This is a genomic window from Actinomycetota bacterium (genome assembly GCA_019347675.1).
Taxonomy (GTDB): Bacteria; Actinomycetota; Nitriliruptoria; order Nitriliruptorales; family JAHWKO01; genus JAHWKW01.
In genome coordinates this window covers 1-17391 of sequence record JAHWKW010000037.1, presented here as the reverse complement: position 1 = coordinate 17391, position 17391 = coordinate 1, and the positions used below count along the sequence as shown (strand labels likewise).

Genomic DNA, 17391 nt, shown 5'->3' with positions numbered 1-17391 from the left:
GGCGTCGAGCCCGTCGGTGACCCGCCGCACACCCTCACGGATGCGCTCGAAGGCGTCCGTCAGGATCGCGCTGGTCTCCATGGGGTCCAACGTATCGGCGGCATCAACTCGCCAGGATCTGCCGCGCGCGGTCGAAGACCGCGTCGAGCATCGGCTCGGTGAGACGGCCGGTGAAGGTGTTCTGCTGGCTGACGTGGTAGCTGCCGAGCAAGGTCATGCCGGCCAGGTCGATCTCCGCGCCGTGCGCGAACTGCGGCCTCGGTCGGACCGGTGGGTCCTGGCGTGGCGGGACGTTGAGGATCCGCAGCACCGCGTCCCATCCGAACGCGCCCAGCGCCACCACCGCCCGGACCGGCAGCAACCCGACTTCGGCGGCGAGGTAGGCAGCGCAGTCGTCTCGCTCCGCTGGCGACGGACGGTTGGCGGGCGGGGCGCACCGCACCGGCGCTGAGACGTAGCAGTCGGTCAGGGCCAGCCCGTCGTGACGGTGGCGGGAAGTGGGCTGGTTGGCGAAGCCCGCCCGGTGCAGCGCTGCGAACAGCCAGTCGCCGGAGCGGTCACCGGTGAACATCCGCCCCGTCCGGTTGGCGCCGTGCGCCGCCGGCGCCAGACCAACGACCAGCAGGCGAGCGGCGGGATCTCCGAACCCGGGGACCGGACGCGCCCAGTACTTCTGGTCGGCGTACGCGGCACGCTTCTCGCGGGCGACCCTCTCGCGCCACGCGACCAGCCGTGGACAGCGACGGCAGGCGACGACGTCGCGTTCCAGCTCGAGCAGGGAGGACCAACCCACGGAGGCGACAACGTACGGGGTCGCGGCCACCGCCGCTCGACGACGGCGACGCGAAGCAGACGGCGCTCCGCCGCCCCGCCGGTACGGTGCACCCCATGGACCCCGCCAACGGGCGGCTCACGGCCTACAGCCACGGCGCCGGCTGAGCGTGCAAGCTCGGTCCGGCTGACCTGGCGCAGGTCCTGCGCCGCCTCACCCCACCGTCGACCGCCGACCTGATCGTCGGCGCCGACACGCTGGATGACGCCGCCGTGTGGCGCCGTCCGGACGGGCGTGCGCTGGTGGCCACGACCGACTTCTTCACCCCGATCGTCGACGACGCGCGGAGCTGGGGCCGGATCGCCGCAGCGAACGCCGCCAGTGACGTGTACGCGATGGGAGCCACGCCCCTTTTCGCGCTCAACATCGCCGGCTGGCCCCGCGAGAAGCTGCCGTTGGACCTGCTCGGCGAGGTCCTCGCCGGCGGCGCCGAGGTCGCCCTCGAGGGCGGCTGGGCCGTGGTCGGCGGCCACACCATCGACAGCCCCGAGCCGTTGTACGGGCAGGCTGTCGTCGGTGACGTGGCCGAGGACGCCGTGCTCACCAACCGCGGAGGGCGGGCCGGGGATGCTCTGGTGCTGACCAAAGCCATCGGCACGGGCCTGGTCTCGACCGCCATCAAGCGGGGAGCGGTCGCCGCCGACGGACCGCTCGCGGACGTTCACGCCGCGGCAGTGGCCAGCATGACGACGCTCAACCGTGAAGCAGCCGCTGCGGCGCACGCCGCCGGGGCCAGCGCCGCCACCGACGTGACCGGCTTCGGGTTGCTGGGTCACCTGCACCAGCTGGCGCGGGCAAGCGACGTCGCGGCGCAGGTCGACGCGGCGGCCGTTCCGGTGCTGCCCGGTGCGTGGGACCTGCTCGACGGCGGGTACGTCGCGGGTGGAACCCGCCGCAACGTCGAGCACTTGAGCCCGCACGTCGCCGGCGCGGACGACCGGACCCTGACGATGCTCGCCGACGCGCAGACCTCCGGTGGGCTGGTTTTCGCCTGCCGGCCGCAGGCGGCGGCCGAGGCGGTGGCGCGGCTGGTCGATAGCGGCCACGCCGCAGCGGTGATCGGCTCGCTGGCCGCCGGGGTGCCCGGGACCATCCGGATCGCGTGACAGAGACTCTGCGCCTGGACCCCGCCACGGTCGACGCGCTGGTCGAGCGGGCGTGGTCCGACTTCCCCTACGAGGTCTGTGGCCTGCTCGGGATCCGCCCCGACGGCCAGCTCGAGCACTTACCGGTGACCAACGCCGAACGCTCGATGACGTACTACGTGATGGACGGCCGGGAACTCCTCCGTGCGATGCGCGAGATCGAGGACAACGGCTGGGGGCTGGTGATCTACCACTCCCACACCCACACCCGGGCGTACCCGTCTCGCACCGACGTGGAGCTGGCTGCCTACAGCGAGGCCATCTACCTCATCGTCAGCCTCCAGGATCGCGACCGCCCCGAGATGCGTGCGTTCCACATCGTCGACGGCGAGATCACCGAGGTCGGTATCGACGTCGTCGGCGACTGACCGCCGTCGGCCTGGCGGTTCCCCCGGTTTCCGCACTCGGGGTCGGAGCCGTTCGAGCGGTCGCGGGTACCCTCGTCCCGATCCGCCACCAAACCGCACACCGGGAAAAGGACTTGCCGCCCATGCCCGTCGTGCGCATCCCCAGCGTGTTGCGCAAGCACACCGACGGCGCCGCCAAGATCGAAGCCAGCGGCAGCACCGTCCGGGAGGTGCTCGACGACCTCGTGATCAAGTACCCGCCGCTGGGTGAGCAGTTGCTCGGCGACGGGGACATCCGCCGGTTCGTCAACGTCTACGTCGGTGACGAGGACATCCGCTACATGGACGGTCTCGACACGCCCGTCGCGGGTGACGAGGAGGTCGCGATCATGCCTGCGGTCGCCGGCGGCACCTGAGCGGTGCTCTACGACGACGTCTCGCAGGCGATCGGGAACACTCCGCTGGTGCGCCTGGAAGCGCTGTCACCGCCCGGGTACCAGCTGTACCTCAAGCTCGAGGGACACAACCCCACCGGGTCGGTCAAGGACCGCGTCGCCAAGTACCTGATCGAGCTGGCCGAGGCAGACGGCCTGCTGGCGCCGGGCCAGCGGATCCTGGAGCCCACGTCGGGGAACACCGGCATCGCGCTGGCGGCCTTGTGTCGGCCCAAGGGCTACCCGCTGACCTGCGTGATGCCCGAGAACACCTCGCAGGAACGCAAGGACCTGCTGACCATGTTCGGCGTGGATCTGATCTACTCCCCGGCCGCAGAGGGCAGCAACGGTGCGGTCCTGCGAGCCCAGGAACTCGCCGCGGCCGACCCCGACCTGTACATGCCGTTCCAGTACGGCAACCCCGCCAACCCCCTGTCGCACTACGAGACCACCGCCCCGGAGCTGATCGCCGACCTGCCCGACGTGGGGGCGTTCGTGGCCGGGCTGGGCACCGGTGGGACCGTGACGGGGGCCGGCCGGCGACTGAAGGAGTGGAACCCTCAGGTGAAGGTCTTCGCGGCCGAACCCGAGTACGGCGACCTGGTGTACGGACTGCGCAACCTCGACGAGGGCTACGTCCCCGAGGTGCTCGACGAGACCGTTCTGGACAGCCGCATCAAGGTCGACTCGCTGAAGGCGCTCACCGCGACCCGGGAGCTGGTCGTGCGCGAGGGGCTGTTCGCCGGGGTGTCCACCGGCGCCGCCGTGGCGGTCGCCATCCGCGCTTGCCGGCGCCTGCCTGAGGGGACCAAGGTCGTGGTGCTCTCGCCCGACGGGGGTTGGAAGTACCTCTCGACCGGCGCCTATGCTCCCGGCGACGTCACCGCCATCGCCGAGCGCCTGTCGACCACGCTCTGGGCGTGATCAGATCCTCGACACACAGCGCCGGAGGAATCCACGTGAGACGTCCCGAGCTTCTGCGGGCGTTGGCGTTGGCGCTGACGGTCGCGGTGCTGATCATCGCAGCGGTCCTGGTCGGGGGCAGCGGCGGGGCGGGAGGGCCGCGATGACGCTGGAGGTCGTGGTCCTGGGCTGCTCAGGCAGCCACCCCGGGCCGGGCCGTGCCTGCTCGGGGTACCTGGTCAGGAGCGAGCGCACGCAGGTGGTGTTGGACTGCGGGAACGGGTCGACCAGCAACCTGTTCCGCGTGACCGACCTGGCCGACGTCGACGCCGTCGTGCTCAGCCACCGCCATCCCGACCACTGCGTCGACATGATCGGGTTGTACTACGCGTTGAAGTTCGACCCGGCCGGTGACCGTCGGCTCGACGTGCATGCACCGGCCGGGACCCGCGAGTTCCTCGCGCAGCTCGTCGACGATGAGGACACGTTCGGTCGGATCCTGCGCTTCCACGAGGCCGTCCCCGGCGGCGTCCTGGAGGTCGGAGACCTCCAGCTGACCTTCCACGACAGCCCCCACGCCGTCCCCACCGTGGCCATCCGCGCCGAACACCACGACGGCGTGGTGGCGTACTCGGCGGACAGCGGGGGAGGCCCCGGCGTGGTGGATGCGGCCCGTGACGCCGACCTGTTCCTGTGCGAGGCGACCTGGCTGGGCGACCCCGCCGACTACCCGCAGGGCCTCCACCTGACCGCCCGGGGAGCCGGGGCGCTGGCTGCGGCCGCGTTGGCGCGTCGGCTGGCGCTGGTCCACCTGTGGCCGGCCAACTCGCGCGAGCAGGCGCGCGAGGAGGCCCAGCAGGCCTACTCGGCGCCGGTGCACGTGGCCGAGGACCTCGACGTGTATCAGGTCGGCGGTGACTGAGGCCAACCGGCCCGACGGGCGCCGACCCGACCAGCTGCGCCCGGTCCACTTCCAGCTCGACGTGCAGACTGCGCCGGCCGCGTCGTGCATGGTGGCGTTCGGGGCCACGCAGGTGCTGTGCGCCGCGTCGGTGGAGGAGCGGGCGCCCCGCTGGCGCCAGCGGCGCGGCTGGGTGACCGCCGAGTACGGCATGCTGCCGGGCGCCACCACCCCGCGGGCGGCCCGGGAACGCAACGTCGGCGGCCGCACGCACGAGATCCAGCGTCTGATCGGCCGGTCGCTGCGCGCCGTCATCGACCTCGACGCGCTCCCGGATGTCACGCTCACGGTCGACTGTGACGTGTTGACCGCCGACGGTGGGACCCGCACCGCGGCGATTACCGGTGGTTGGGTCGCGCTGACACGGGCGTGTGAGCGGTTGGGGTTCGGCGCGACGGTCACCGGGCAGGTCGCTGCGGTGTCGGTCGGCATCGTCGACGGTCGGGCGGTCCTGGACCTGCCGTACGTCGAGGATGTCCGCGCCGACGTGGACATGAACGTGGTTACAACGGCCGACAGCCGCCTGGTGGAGGTCCAGGGCACCGCCGAGGGTGAGCCCTTCGACCGCGGGGCGCTCGACACGCTCCTGGACCTGGCGGTCGCCGGGTGCGAGGAGCTGTTCGCCTTGCAGCGTGCCGCCCTGGAGGGGACCGACGGTGGCGGGTGATCGCCGCCGGTTGGTGGTCGCGACCACCAACCGCGGCAAGCTCGCCGAGCTGCGCCGCATCCTCGCCGACCTCCCGGTCGAGCTGGTCGCGATGGACGACCTCGGTGTGCACGCCCCGGACGAGACCGGGGCGACGTTCGAGGACAACGCGGCGCTGAAAGCCCGTCACGCCGCCGAGGCGACGGGCCTGCCGGCCGTCGCGGACGACTCGGGGCTGCAGGTCGACGCGCTCGGCGGTGCGCCCGGGGTGCGCTCGGCACGGTACGCCGGTGAGGACGGCGACGACGCCGCCAACAACGCCCGCCTCCTGCAGGAGCTCGCCGGGGTCCGCGACGAGGACCGCACCGCCCGGTTCGTCTGCGTGGCTGCGTTGGCGACCCCCCACGGGCAGATCTGGACCCGTCGGGGCGTGATGGAGGGACGCATCGTCCACGCCCCGCGGGGCGACGGCGGGTTCGGGTACGACCCGCTGTTCGTCGCCGCTGGCGAGAGCCGCACCAACGGGGAGCTCCCCCCCCACGTGAAGGACGCCCGCAGCCACCGCGGTGCGGCGTTCCGCGCCATCCGCGCCGACGTGGAGGAGTTCCTGGCCGGTCGGTGACGAACTGTCGCTGTCCTCGCGGTCAGGGTTCACCGGCCGGACGGTCACTTCATCGAACGTGTCGGTTGGCGCTTGCATGTGGTGATAGGCGTGGAGGCGGGAGCGCATGAGCAGCAGCGACGTCGTGATGCGCAAGGTGGTCGACCTGGCCACGTCCGGAGTCGGGATGGACGACGCCCGCGAAGAGCTCCTCGCCGCGGCCGACGGCGACCGCCTCGCCCTCGAGGTGGCACGGGCGGTGATCATGCGTGACGGCCTGCCGCGTCACCGTCCTCCCGCACCCAGGCTGCGTCCCAAGATCGGGTCGCTGCGTAACCGGACCCTGAACCTCCTCGAGTACGCGATGTCCGGCGCCCCGGACGCTCCCGACCGCGGCCCGGAGTACACCTGGAACGAGGTCGTCTTCGAGACCTGGGGGTAGCCGGCGGGCACCCGGTCGGGCGAGGGGTCAGTCCTCGACGACGTGGTGCTCGAAGCGCCGGCGGGCGCTGGACCACCGCTGCTCGTCGAACGTCGCATCGGGGCGCAACGCCTCCGCCGCCGCCCACGCCATGGCGAGGGCGTGATGCGAGTTGTCGTGGACGAACAGCCCCTGGCGGCCGAAGGTCAGCACCCGCGGGAGGTTCGAGAGCCAACCGTCGACGGTCGCGAACGCGGCGTCCCAGCCGAGGTCGTAGATCGGGTACGCGGCGGGCAGTCGCCGGACCGTGACCTCGACGGGATGCGGGTCGGTGAGGTCCGCGCCGACCAGCGCGTCACGGACCGTCCCCGCCAGCTCCTCGTCGCTGGCGGACCACACCGCGTCGCCGCGGTCGCAGGGGATCTCGGCGCACAGCACGGTCCGGCCGGCTGGGTCGGTCGCCGCGTCGCGATAGTTCTTCGGCTCGGACACGCGCGTGACGGGGGTGTGCAGGCCGGGCAGGTAGTGCGCGTCGTAGGACGTGTACCGATCGGTGTGCAGCACCAGGTACACCAGCACCATCGCCCGCGTGCTCAGCGCCGGGGCCGCAGCGAGCACGTCGGCTGGTGGCGGCGGCTCGATCATGCGCACCAGCGACGTCACCGGCAGCGTCGACCAGGCATGCGCTGCGCGGATCGGTGATCGGCCAGCGACGTCGACCTCGACCCCGTCCGTGTCGAGGCGGACACTTCGCACCTCGCACCCCAGGTGCAGCTGGGCGCCGGCGTCCACGGCTGCGGCCGCCAGCGTCTCCCACAGCTGCCCGAAGCCACGCCGCGGGTACCAGAAGTGGTTCCGGTCGGCACCGTCGAGGCCGACGATCCGTCGCAGCAGCTTGGTCGGGGAGTCGGCGCTGACCCGCCGACGCGCCTGCTCTCCCGATAGCTCATGCGGGTCGTGTCCCCAGATCTTGCGTGCGTACGGGAAGTAGAAGTGCTCACAGATCGTCGGTCCGAGGCGTGCCCAGAGCACGTCCGCGAACGTGTCCGCGACGGGTTGGCGGATGGGGGCCACGACCGCGTCACGCGCCGCGCCGAGCGCCACCCCGGCGGGCAGGTGACGGATCAGGTCGACGGGCTGCAGCGGGAACGCGACCCAGCGGCCGAGCAGGTGGATGCGGCCGCGTCGCGGACGGCGCTGCAGGTCGGGGCCGAGGAGGCGGCGCAGCACCGACAGGATCGCCGCGTCGGTGGCTGGGTGCAGCCGGTGGCTGCCGTGGTCGACCCTCACCCCGGCCACGTCGAAGCTCGCGGCTGCGCCGCCGACCCGGTCCGCACGCTCGACCACGACCGGATGGTGTCGTTGGCGAGCGAGCCGGTACGCCGCTCCGATCCCGGCTGGGCCGGCGCCGAGCACGGCGACGTCGCGGGGGCGCCGGCGGACCGCGCGGACGAGCCCGGGCGAGGAGTGGTGCAGCGGCATGGCGGGAGGCTATCCACGCCGGCCGAGGGGCGGTCAGGCTTCGACGACGTCGAGTGACGTGGTGATCTGGACCTGAGGGTGGATGCTGCGGGCCACCGGGCAACGCTCCTGGTGCAGCTCGTGCACCCGTTCGATGGTGCCGCGGTCGGCGTCCGGGGAGGCCTCCAGGCGGTAGGTGACGTGGATCCGCTTGAGGATCAGCACGTCCTCGGCTTCGATCTCCCCGACGGCCTCGGCCGTCAGACGACCACCGCTGGCGTCGATCCCGCGAGCCTCGAGCGCACCGCCGAGGGTCCCTGTCAGTCAGCCACCGGCGGCGGCGACCACGTGATCCAGCGTCGTGTCCCTGGCTGGGAACTCATCCGGAGACAGGCCGTAGTGCTCGGCGATCTCGGCGTGCGCGCCGAACTTCAGGGTCGCTCCGGCCGGGAGCTCGGCGGTGCGCTGCGGTCCGCGTTCGCGGCGGATGTCGACACGTGAGGTGTAGACCACGTCGCCCACCTGAGTCCTTGGTTCTGCCCCGGCCTGGTCCTGCCGGCATCGACGCTAGTACGTCGCGCCGACGCGCACCGGATCGCCAGGACCGACCGTTCACCACGGCGTCTCCTCCATGGCCACGACAGGGTCGAGGCCCAGGGTCGTCGCTCCGAGGTAGTCGGCGCAGGCGTCGCTGGCCGGAGGCATGATCGCACCGAAGCGAGCGTCGCGGAAGAGCCGCTCGAGGGGTGCGCCGCGCGACAGGGCCCCCAGGCCACAGGCCTCGGCCACCGACGCAACGGCACTCATCGCGACGTCCCCGGCGAGCAGCTTGGTGCGGTACAGCCACCGGTTGGTCTCGGGCTCGCCTGGGTTGTCGTCGACGAGGCGGGCCGCGTGCTGCAGGACCAGGCGGGCGGCCTGGACGTCGGCGTCGGCGCGGCCCAACCGGCGGCGCACGGACGACGTCACATTGCGACCCGCGTCCAGTCGCCGGCGCAGGTAGTCGGCGCCGCTTTGCACGGCCGCCTCCGCCACGCCGACGTAGACCGCCGCATACGAAGCGACGAGCCACTGGGGCATCGACCACGCCAGCGGCAGCACCAGACCCTCCAGCCCGCCGACGAGGCGGTCGGAGGGCACGTGCACGTCGAGCCGGAGCGCGTTGCTGGCGGTGGCTCGCATCCCCAGCGGATCCCAGCCCGAGCCGGCCACGATGCCGTCACCCTCGGGGACCAGGAAGTAGGAGATCACCCCCTGGTCGGGGTCGCGGGCAGCGCGAGCCGCGACGAGGTAGGCGTCGAGGTGCCCGGCGCCCGAGCAGGCCGACTTGGTGCCCCGCAGTCGGTAGCCGTCCCCCTCGCGCTCGTACGCCGTCGTCAGCGCCGACAGCCGTGAGCCGACCTGCGGTTCGCTGATCGCCACGCCGTACACAGCGCCGTCGGCGGCCTCCTGCAGCATCGCGTCCCGGGCGCGCAGAGCCCACTCGGGAACGCCGAGAGCGCGGGCGTGCTCGTCGGGGATCCCGGCGAGCGCCCCGGTGACCGACGCGTGCATGTTGAACACCAGCGCCGTCGCGGGGCTCCCACCGGCCAGGACCACGGCGACGTCGACGTAATCCGCGAACCGCGCTCCCAGGCCGCCCAGTCTCTCCGGCACCAGCAGGCCGAGCAGACCGGCTTCGCGCAGGTCATCGATGTCTGCGGACGGGAACGCGGCGTCGTCGTCGTGCTGGTGCGCACGAGCCTCGAACCTGGTCGCCAGTTCGGTGGCGCGTTCGAGTGCGTCGACGTTCACTGTCTGCATCCTCGTCCCTGGTAGAGCCCCGCGACCGAGGAGGACGGCAGCATCCGGACGGGTCGATCGCGGCGGGTCAAGAAGCGGAGGTAGTCGACGAGCGATGGGCGCAGGCCACGGATCTCGATCCGGATGCCGTGGCGGCTGCACAACGCGCCGATCCGTTCAGGGGCCACGAACAGGTCGGGGTCGTGGATGCGCGCCGGCGGCCCACCGGGTAGGCGCTCCCCGACCGTGACGAGCGAGAGACGGGCCAAGCGCGTGTCGTTGATCGTGTCGAAGACGAGCGTCCCGCCGTGGCGCAGCACCCGCGAGATCTCGGCCACGGCGGCCTCCAGGTCCGCCAGGTGCTCGAAGATCTCCCCGGCCACCACAACGTCAGCGCAGCCGCTCCGCAACGGCAGCGCTGTGATGTCGCCCTGGAGCGCTGTGGCGCCATGACGGGATGCGACCGCGACGGCGGATGCCACGAGGTCGACGCCGATGTAGCGGTATCCCCGCACGTGCGGGCGCAATAGGCCTCCGCCGCACGCGGCATCGACGAGGACCGCGCCTGGTCGCGGGGCGGTGGGGATCAGTTCCGCCCGGGCCGCGGCGATCCAGTGCAACGCCGCGAACGCGCCTGAAGGTCGCCACCACTCACCGGCCAGATCGTCGTACTGGCGCAGATCGTTCCTGCCCCACCGCGGGCGGCGGCGTCCGGCGCTCGACGTGCAACCGGAGCGGCGTGTGGGCGCCCTCACTCGTCGGACGCTCGGCGCCGTCTGAGCAGGGTGGCGGCAAGCCCGGCGGCTGCGGCGACAAGCACGCCACGTATGGCGTTGACCGGGACGATCACCGGGGCGCGTGGGGCCTCCCCTTGCGGGCCGTCGGCGCGGCGGATACGCCACAGCGTCCCGGTGCGCTGAACCACGCGGATCCCGCCGACCTCCGGGGCGATGTGGATCTCGCCCCAGTCGACGACGTACAGCGCCCCGTCGGGGCCGAACTGGCAGTGTGACGGACGCTCGAGCCCCCGGTGCAGGAGGCGGGACGCGGGCCCGGCGACGCGGTTGACCGCGAAGTCGACGACACGCCGGTTGCGCATGTCGACACGCACGACCTTGAAGCCCACCGGGGTCTTGGCCCTGGTCGTGACGGGGAAGACGTCACCGAACAGCGCCACGAACGCGTCGCCTTCGAAGCCGAACGCCGCGTCGCGGCAGAAGTCGACGCCGTTGGAGCCGGCGTGTGGGTCGAACGTCACGAACGGCTGAGGCGGCTGCGGGTCGGGGTGTTCGGCCAGGACCGGTTCGCGTCCGCGGCCTTCCCAGCGTGGGTCGTCCAACCGGATGCCGGAGGCGAAGTCCGGCCAGCCGTACCAGGCGCCGGGCTCGATCTCGTAGAAGTCGTCGTAGTCGGCGACGATGTAGCGGGCGCTGCGCTCGTCGATCCCGTGCTCGGTGGCGAACAGTCGCCCGTCGGGGTGGAATGCGACGCCGTACGGGTTGCGCAGTCCCCAGGCGACGACCTCGAGTTCGCTGCCGTCGGGGTTGCAGCGCAGGACCGCGCCGGAGCTCTTCACGTCGCCTTCGATGATCTGTCCCGCGGCGGTCTCGGTCCCGAAGGGCACGAAGGCGCCGCACCGCACGGTCTCGCGTAGGTCGCCCAGCACGTTCTGGAACTCGTAGTTCCGCCCGGTCAGGGTGACGTCGGCTGCTGGCACGTCGTGCAGCTCGCGGTGGTAGCGCAGCCACTCGTACGAGTAGTTGTCGGCGCCCACCACGGCGGTGTTCGTGGCCGTCCCCTGCCCGAAGTAGATCTTGCCGTCCGGTCCGACGACCGGGTAGTTCGTCATGTGGTCGCCCCACGGCAGCCCGGTGACGAGGTCCTCGATGGTCCCGTCGGACCCGAGCCGCGACAGCGAGTTGGTGTTGACGAAGTACAGCTGGCCGTCGTGCCAGCACGCTCCGGTGAAGGCGCCCGTCTTCTCCCACCGCTCGTCGGGCAGCTCGAAGAAGGTTTCCTGCTCGCCGGAACCGACGTTGACCTTCACGATCCGCGGCTTGGAGTCGATCTTGTGCCCGCACTCGCTGACGTAGCACGACCCGTCGTCGTCGAACGTGCAGTGCACCGGGGCGTTGAGGCCGGTGGTGACGACCTCGGCGACGTAGCCGTCGGGGAGGAGCACGTGGGCGGGATCGTGGAAGCGCAGCCCCGGGCGGGGGAGCGCGATGCGCTTGATGAGGGGTTCGAGCGGGGCGTACAGGTAGCCGAGGGCGCTGTCGACCATCGGAGCGCGGAGGATCTTCCTCAACCGTTCCATCACGTGTCCTCTTCGGTGGGAGGGGGATATGTGGGGCCTCAGCCGGCCCAACGCTTGCGGAGCACCCGGCCGCTGCCGGGGGTCGCGTCCACACCGTCCGCGGTCATCTCGAACCGACCGAAGTCGACGATGAAGACACAGGCCGCCTGGGGGTCGAACCGCACGTCGATGGGGCGGTCGAACCCGGACAGGAAGGGGTGCACGGTCCACGTGCGCGTGTCGACCCGCACCACGCTGCGGCCGACCGTCGGGGCGGGCGGGCCGGTCATCGGGGCCTCGTCGCCGAACAGCGCGACCAGGAGGTCGCCCGCGTGCCCGCCGTCGGGGATCACGGCGAACTTGACGGCGGCGCTGTGCGGGGGGAAGCGCATGAGCGGTCGCTCCGGCGGCGGGAGCTGGCCGTGGTTGGCGATGACGGAGCGGGGCGGGGGTCCGCGCTCCGGGCGGTATCGCGGGTCGGTCACGGGCTCGCCGCCGACGAAGTCGGGCCAGCCGTACCAGGCACCGAGCTGCACCTCGAACAGCAGGTCGGGGGCGTTGCCGACCGGCCGGCTGCCCCGGTCGTCGGCGCCCTGGTCGGTGACCAACAGGCGCCCGTCAGGAAGGAACCCCAGGCCGTAGGCGTTGCGCAGTCCCCATGCGACCAGCTCGAGGTTGGCGCCGTCGACGTCGCACCGCATCACCGCTGCGGTCGCCGGCAGTCCGGCAGGGATCCTCTGCCCGGCGGTGGTCGGCGTGCCGAAGGGCACGAACGCCCCGGTGACCGCCTCACCTCCGTCACCGAGAGGGTTCGGCGTCACGGCGTTCTCACCGCTTAGGACCAGGTCGAAGCCGGGGATGTCGTGGGCGTGAGGCAACTGCCCGAGCCAACCCACCTCGTAGGCGTCGAGCCCGACGATGCCCGTGTTGGTCAGCGCTCCCTGGCTGAAGTAGAGCCGCCCGTCCGGCCCGACCACGGTCGTGTTGGTGTGGTAGTTGCCCGGACCCGGCAGGTCCTCGACCACCGCGGCGAGGCTGCCGTCGGCGACGTTCAGGCGGCTGATCCGCGCCGGATGGCCGCCCTCGGAGACGAACAGGGCACCGGCGTGGAACGTCAGGCCGTTGACCGGGGCACGCAAGCCTTCGACGAGCAGGTCGCGCTCCCCGTCACCTCGCAGCCGCCAGACCCGCCCGCCGGGCGCTGCGCCCGCGAAGGGCAACCCTGCCTCGGCGACGTACGCGGCGCCTTGCTCGTCGAAGGCCAGGCTCGTCGGGAAGTCGAACCCTGTGGCCACGACCTCCAGAGCAGCGTAAGCGGCGACTTCGTCGTTCAACGCTGTGGGTGGATCGGGTCTGGCGCCATGTGAAGCCCCCTCGTGCAGATCGTCATCATGCTCCAGACGCACGATCGCCGGCAGCGGCGATCATCAGACGGTCCTCGGCCCGTCGGGCGGCGAACCAGAACAGCACCGCGACCGCGACGACCAGCAAGAACACCGCGGTCTGGTTGACGAAGCTGGCGGCGACGGCTCCCGTGACCGCGTACGCCGCAGCGGGGACGAGGTTGCCGACCGCTCCGGCCAGCAGCGCGGGACCGAGCCGCAACCGCGACGTACCGGCGACGATGGCGGTGGTCTCGGCCAGCATCGGCACGGGTCGCGTCACCACGATCGCGAGCAGGCCGTAGCGGGCCAGCAGGCGCTCCGCCCGCTGCTGCTGGTCGGTTGCGACGATCCGGTCGACGAGCCGTTGACCGCGGCGGCCGACGACGAAGGCGACCAGCGTGGCTCCCACGCCGCCGGTGAGTGACAGTGCCGCACCCACGGCCACCCCGAACAGTGCGCCGTGTGCCACCATCACGCCACTCGACGGCACGGGTAGGGCGACGTCTGCGACCAGCAGCCCGACGCCGAGCATTGCGGCCAACAACCCGGGCGCGTCGAGCCAAGGTCCGGGGTCGGTGAGCAGCGGCACCTCGAGCGCCTCAACGACTGCGAACGAGGCCAGGAACAAGCCCAAGAGGCCCGCCACGATCACCACGTACGGGTGGCGCAACCGGCTCTCCTGATGGAGGTTCTCCGCGGGCGGGACGCCTCGACAGCGAGCTTGGAGTCGACGTGCGCGCCGCGGTCGATCCCGATCCTATGCCGGTCGGCGGCGTGTCGTGGCGGGCCATGGCCGTGTGTCCGCTGCGGCGGGCGAGAGTGGACTACCGTGCCGGCGAGGATTCCAGAGGTCGCCGCGACACGCACGCAGACCACGTGACACTGCGGGTAGCGATCACCGGCCCGCTGGTTGGGTGCTGATGCCCAGGCGGTGACCTCGGACGGACCGGCGGGGGGTTCGAGGTGACCACGTCTGATCAGCAGGCCGACGGGCGTCTGGGCGAGTACGACCGGATGGTGCTCGCGGATGTGGCGGCCTGGCTGGAGGGCGAGCCTGGGCTGGCGGAGCGGGTGCTGGGCACGGTCTCGGGGGTGAGCAGGGCGGCTGTCGACCGGGTTCTGGATGCGCCGCCGGTGCGGGATGCCGTTCGCCGCGCCACCGATGAGCTACTCGACCGGCTCGAACGGCTGGACGCTTCCCCCGCGTCGCCGGAACCGCGTCTGCCGAGTGAGCCGCCGGCGGATCTGCTGGCTCGCGCCGATGCGGAGGCCGACCGCTACCAGCAACGCGTGACGCGCGCGCTGTCGGTGCAGGGTGCGGCGGCGGGTGCTGTGTCGACGAACCTGCTCGCGGCCGTCCTGGCCGTGACGACGGACGTGGCCGCTGCGACGGTCGGGTTGACGCGAGCGTCGGTTGGCGTGCTGCAGCTGTACGGCGTCCCGGCGCCCCGGCGGCGCGCCATCGGCATCCGGACGGTGTTGGCCGCCGGTGAGCGCGATCCCGGCGTCCGCCGCCGTGAGCTGGTCGCCGCCGTCGGCGCCGCATCCACCGGCGGGGACGGCGACGTCGGCCGCGTGATCGCGGATCAGTTCGGGCCACGAGCCGTGATCGAGGTCGCCGAACAAGCCATCCGCCGCGTCGCCCGGCGGCGCGCCCTGGCGTTCGTCCCACTCTTGGGTGCCGCCGCTGGTGCGGCCGTGTCCAACGTGATGACCCGCCACGTGTGCGAAACGGCACGCCAGACGGGACGGCTGTACCACCTGCAGGAGCGGACCGGCCGACCCGTCGATGTGCTGCTGTCGTCGTGAACCCGCGGTCGGCTAGTCGCGGACGACGCGGGATCGTCTCCGGCCGCTAACGAACGGAAGCTTTGGAGGTCCGTGACTGCTCCGGCCGCGCGAGGGCGAGCGCGAAGCGGGCGCGGCGGTCGGTCTCCCACCGCTGCAGCCGGAGCCCGGCCCCGCTCAGCTCCGCCACGACCTGGCTCCGGGTGAACTTGTACGAGCTCTCGGTGTGCAGTTCCTCGCCGGCCGTGAACGTCACCGTGATCCCGAGGTCAGCGAACCTGGCGCTGATCTCCCGCGATGCACGGAGCGACATCTCGATGCTGGCGCGGTCTTCGTCGTACCGGGCGACGTGTTCGAACGCATCCAAAGGCAGCTCCGCGCCGAGTTCGCGGTTCAGGACGGAGATCAGGTTGCAGTTGAAGGCAGCCGTCACGCCGGCCCGGTCGTCGTAGGCCGCCCGCAGGACCGAGGGGTCCTTGACCAGGTCCACGCCCAGCAGGAAGTGGTCGTCGCGGTGGAGCGCGAGCGCGACCTGCTCGAGGAGCGCGGCACGTTCGCCGGGGTTGAGGTTCCCGATCGTCGAGCCGAGGAAGACGAGCAGGCGTCGCCCGCTACGCGGGATCGCGGGAACATCACGGCGGAAGTCACCCACCAGCCCGTCCACCGTGAGCCACGGGAGGTCGGCGGTGAGCCGGTCGGCCGCGTCCCGCAGCGCAGCCTCACTGACGTCAAGGGCCACGTAGCGGGAACCTGTCCCGACGTCGTGCATGGCGTCGAGCAGCAGACGGGTTTTCCGCGACGAACCGGACCCGAGCTCGACCAGCTCGACCGGGCGGATCTCACGGACGAGGTCGTGGGCCTGTGCACGGAGGATCTCGGCCTCGGCGCGGGTGAGGTAGTACTCGGGGAGTCCGGTGATGCGCTCGAACAGGGCGCTGCCCCGCGCGTCGTAGAAGTACTTCGGAGGCAGGGCCTTGCGCGGGCCCATCAAGCCGGTGCGGACGTCCTCGGCCAGCTGTTCCCGGACCGACCGCACATCCGACAGGTGCCGCAGGGTCAGCCGCTGTGCAGCCGGGGGAGCGACCTCCCCAGCCGCCACCTGATCCGACGTCGCCACGGGCTGTCCTGTCTTCGTGCCGGCCCCTCCGAACGCGCGACCTTACTGCCGCTCCGTGCTGACGTGGTCAGCCGCGTACGGCGACGCCGAGGACGTGAGGAGAAGCCGGGAGCATCCACGGTGACGGCGCGAAACGGCGGGCGAAGATCGGTCGAGCCCTCCGGCCGCGGCGACAGGCCACCGCTACGAGAGGCGCGGGAGCAGCTCCCGCTCGGAGAACCGCAGGAAGCCTTCCTGATCGGGTCCCACCTGGTGCAGGTAGACGTGGTCGTAACCCGCGTCGCTGAAACGGTCGATCATCTCGAGGTGGCGTCCGGGGTCGGGGCCGCACGCCACCAGCTGCGTCAAGCGATCCTCGGTGACCAGCTGGACGGCCTGCTGGAACTGCTTCGGGGTGCGGAACTCGGTGTTCTCGTCGCTCTTGAGGCCGATCTGCGGCCAGTGCTCCATCGCCGTGCGGACCGCCTGGTCCTCCGACTCCGCCCAGCAGACGGTGATCTGGCCGTACCGCGGCTTGCCGTCGCCGCCGGCCTGGCGGAACGTTTCGATGACGTCCGAACTCGGAGCCAGGCCGACGAGGGCGTCGCCGAGTCGCCCCGCGAGCTCGGCGGCGGATGGGCCGCTCGCAGCGACCGCCAGCGGCGGGGGTTCGTCGGGCAGTGTGTACAGACGGGCGTCCTCGACCGTGAAGTGACGGCCACGGTGGGTGACCATGTCGCCGGTCCACAACGCCCGGATGATCCCGATGGCCTCCTCGAGCATGTCATGACGCACGTCGGTGGCGGGCCACGTGGCGCCGGTGACGTGTTCGTTGAGGCGCTCGCCGCTACCGACGCCCAGGAAGAACCGGCCCGGAAGCATCGCCGCCGACGTCGCCGCCGCCTGTGCGACGATCGCCGGATGCACGCGCATCGTCGGGCAGGAGACGCCCGTGCCGACGATGAGCGCGTCGGTCACCTGTGCGATCGCCCCGACGACGTTCCACACGAGCGGGCTCTGACCTTGCGCGTCGAGCCACGGATGGAAGTGATCGGAGATCAGCGCGAACCCGAAACCAACTTCCTCGGCGCGGCGGGCGTTCGCGACCAGATCTGACGGTCGGTGCTCCTCGCAGGACAGCGCGTAGCCGAGCTCGACCATCCGCTCCTAGTGTCCTGTCCGATTGAAGCGCTGCATTATTGTTCGGTGCCGGTTGCTTGGAGTATGTCGCCGCAGTAGCGGCCGATCGACCCCAGGATCTCTTCGCTGGTCTTGGTCCACACGAACGGTTTG

Annotated in this window: 20 protein-coding genes; 9 read left to right on the top strand and 11 right to left on the bottom strand. The window is 71.7% G+C overall.

Translation table 11 applies throughout. The features are described 5' to 3' along the window. Nucleotides 1–103: 103 nt before the first annotated feature. Complete coding sequence (locus KY462_15945; GenBank protein MBW3579192.1) at nt 104–778, bottom strand: uracil-DNA glycosylase; 675 nt, start codon at nt 776–778, stop codon at nt 104–106. A gap of 110 nt (nt 779–888) precedes the next feature. Between KY462_15945 and selD the strand changes: the two genes are divergently transcribed. The 8 genes from selD to KY462_15905 all read left to right on the top strand — a co-directional run bounded on the left by selD (nt 889) and on the right by KY462_15905 (nt 6311). After that, nucleotides 889–1938: a selenide, water dikinase SelD gene (selD, locus tag KY462_15940; GenBank protein MBW3579191.1), complete on the top strand. Its 1050-nt coding sequence runs from the start codon at nt 889–891 to the stop codon at nt 1936–1938. Beyond that, entirely contained in the window at nt 1935–2345 is a 411-nt protein-coding gene (locus KY462_15935; protein MBW3579190.1) for a M67 family metallopeptidase, read from the top strand. The genes selD and KY462_15935 overlap by 4 nt, the downstream gene beginning before the upstream one ends. A 122-nt stretch (nt 2346–2467) precedes the next feature. Then, nucleotides 2468–2740: a MoaD/ThiS family protein gene (locus tag KY462_15930; GenBank protein MBW3579189.1), complete on the top strand. Its 273-nt coding sequence runs from the start codon at nt 2468–2470 to the stop codon at nt 2738–2740. Nucleotides 2741–2743: 3 nt separating this feature from the next. After that, on the top strand, nt 2744–3682 hold the full coding sequence (locus tag KY462_15925; protein ID MBW3579188.1) for a pyridoxal-phosphate dependent enzyme: 939 nt from the start codon (nt 2744–2746) through the stop codon (nt 3680–3682). A gap of 142 nt (nt 3683–3824) precedes the next feature. Further along, nucleotides 3825–4583, top strand: a complete 759-nt coding sequence (locus KY462_15920) for an MBL fold metallo-hydrolase (GenBank protein ID MBW3579187.1) — start codon at nt 3825–3827, stop codon at nt 4581–4583. After that, a complete protein-coding gene (gene rph, locus KY462_15915) occupies nt 4576–5289 on the top strand; it encodes a ribonuclease PH (GenBank protein MBW3579186.1) in 714 nt (237 codons plus the stop codon). Before KY462_15920 ends, rph begins: the two co-directional genes overlap by 8 nt. A 10-nt stretch (nt 5290–5299) precedes the next feature. Further along, on the top strand, nt 5300–5890 hold the full coding sequence (gene rdgB, locus KY462_15910) for an RdgB/HAM1 family non-canonical purine NTP pyrophosphatase (protein ID MBW3579185.1): 591 nt from the start codon (nt 5300–5302) through the stop codon (nt 5888–5890). A 106-nt stretch (nt 5891–5996) separates the two neighbouring features. Next, nucleotides 5997–6311 (top strand): hypothetical protein, encoded by a 315-nt coding sequence (locus KY462_15905; GenBank protein MBW3579184.1) that lies wholly within the window; start codon nt 5997–5999, stop codon nt 6309–6311. 27 nt (nt 6312–6338) lie between these two features. Here the strand turns inward: KY462_15905 and KY462_15900 are convergent, their stop codons facing one another. The 8 genes from KY462_15900 to KY462_15865 form a co-directional block, all read right to left on the bottom strand. Then, nucleotides 6339–7772 carry an FAD-dependent oxidoreductase gene (locus tag KY462_15900; protein ID MBW3579183.1) on the bottom strand — a complete coding sequence of 478 codons (1434 nt, stop codon included), beginning with the start codon at nt 7770–7772 and terminating at the stop codon, nt 6339–6341. Nucleotides 7773–7805: 33 nt separating this feature from the next. After that, complete coding sequence (locus KY462_15895) at nt 7806–8075, bottom strand: OsmC family protein (GenBank protein ID MBW3579182.1); 270 nt, start codon at nt 8073–8075, stop codon at nt 7806–7808. After that, nucleotides 8076–8273 (bottom strand): hypothetical protein, encoded by a 198-nt coding sequence (locus KY462_15890; GenBank protein MBW3579181.1) that lies wholly within the window; start codon nt 8271–8273, stop codon nt 8076–8078. It lies immediately after the preceding gene. 90 nt (nt 8274–8363) lie between these two features. Continuing rightward, entirely contained in the window at nt 8364–9554 is a 1191-nt protein-coding gene (locus KY462_15885) for an acyl-CoA/acyl-ACP dehydrogenase (GenBank protein MBW3579180.1), read from the bottom strand. Continuing rightward, the gene (locus tag KY462_15880) at nt 9542–10288 is read right to left on the bottom strand and encodes a methyltransferase domain-containing protein (GenBank protein MBW3579179.1); all 747 of its coding nucleotides are present in this window, start codon (nt 10286–10288) and stop codon (nt 9542–9544) included. Before KY462_15880 ends, KY462_15885 begins: the two co-directional genes overlap by 13 nt. After that, the gene (locus KY462_15875; GenBank protein MBW3579178.1) at nt 10285–11850 is read right to left on the bottom strand and encodes a PQQ-dependent sugar dehydrogenase; all 1566 of its coding nucleotides are present in this window, start codon (nt 11848–11850) and stop codon (nt 10285–10287) included. Before KY462_15875 ends, KY462_15880 begins: the two co-directional genes overlap by 4 nt. 38 nt (nt 11851–11888) lie before the next feature. After that, a complete protein-coding gene (locus KY462_15870) occupies nt 11889–13163 on the bottom strand; it encodes a sugar dehydrogenase (GenBank protein ID MBW3579177.1) in 1275 nt (424 codons plus the stop codon). Nucleotides 13164–13218: 55 nt separating this feature from the next. Then, nucleotides 13219–13884, bottom strand: a complete 666-nt coding sequence (locus KY462_15865; protein ID MBW3579176.1) for a VTT domain-containing protein — start codon at nt 13882–13884, stop codon at nt 13219–13221. A 293-nt stretch (nt 13885–14177) separates the two neighbouring features. On the opposite strand from KY462_15865, the gene KY462_15860 reads away from it, so the two are divergent. After that, the gene (locus tag KY462_15860; protein MBW3579175.1) at nt 14178–15023 is read left to right on the top strand and encodes an EcsC family protein; all 846 of its coding nucleotides are present in this window, start codon (nt 14178–14180) and stop codon (nt 15021–15023) included. A gap of 46 nt (nt 15024–15069) precedes the next feature. Here the strand turns inward: KY462_15860 and egtD are convergent, their stop codons facing one another. Both egtD and KY462_15850 read right to left on the bottom strand, forming a co-directional pair. Further along, nucleotides 15070–15990 (bottom strand): L-histidine N(alpha)-methyltransferase, encoded by a 921-nt coding sequence (gene egtD / locus KY462_15855; protein MBW3579174.1) that lies wholly within the window; start codon nt 15988–15990, stop codon nt 15070–15072. 312 nt (nt 15991–16302) lie between these two features. Beyond that, a complete protein-coding gene (locus KY462_15850) occupies nt 16303–17259 on the bottom strand; it encodes a TIGR03557 family F420-dependent LLM class oxidoreductase (GenBank protein MBW3579173.1) in 957 nt (318 codons plus the stop codon). Nucleotides 17260–17391 lie beyond the last annotated feature (132 nt).

Excerpts from the sequence above, each read along its gene's own strand:
- KY462_15885 (MBW3579180.1), bottom strand. The coding sequence starts at position 9,554 with ATGCAGACAGTGAACGTCGACGCACTCGAACGCGCCACCGAACTGGCG.
- KY462_15875 (MBW3579178.1), bottom strand. The coding sequence starts at position 11,850 with ATGGAACGGTTGAGGAAGATCCTCCGCGCTCCGATGGTCGACAGCGCC.
- egtD (MBW3579174.1), bottom strand. The coding sequence starts at position 15,990 with ATGGGCCCGCGCAAGGCCCTGCCTCCGAAGTACTTCTACGACGCGCGG.
- KY462_15905 (MBW3579184.1), top strand. The coding sequence starts at position 5,997 with ATGAGCAGCAGCGACGTCGTGATGCGCAAGGTGGTCGACCTGGCCACG.
- KY462_15920 (MBW3579187.1), top strand. The coding sequence starts at position 3,825 with ATGACGCTGGAGGTCGTGGTCCTGGGCTGCTCAGGCAGCCACCCCGGG.
- KY462_15930 (MBW3579189.1), top strand. The coding sequence starts at position 2,468 with ATGCCCGTCGTGCGCATCCCCAGCGTGTTGCGCAAGCACACCGACGGC.
- KY462_15850 (MBW3579173.1), bottom strand. The coding sequence starts at position 17,259 with ATGGTCGAGCTCGGCTACGCGCTGTCCTGCGAGGAGCACCGACCGTCA.
- KY462_15900 (MBW3579183.1), bottom strand. The coding sequence starts at position 7,772 with ATGCCGCTGCACCACTCCTCGCCCGGGCTCGTCCGCGCGGTCCGCCGG.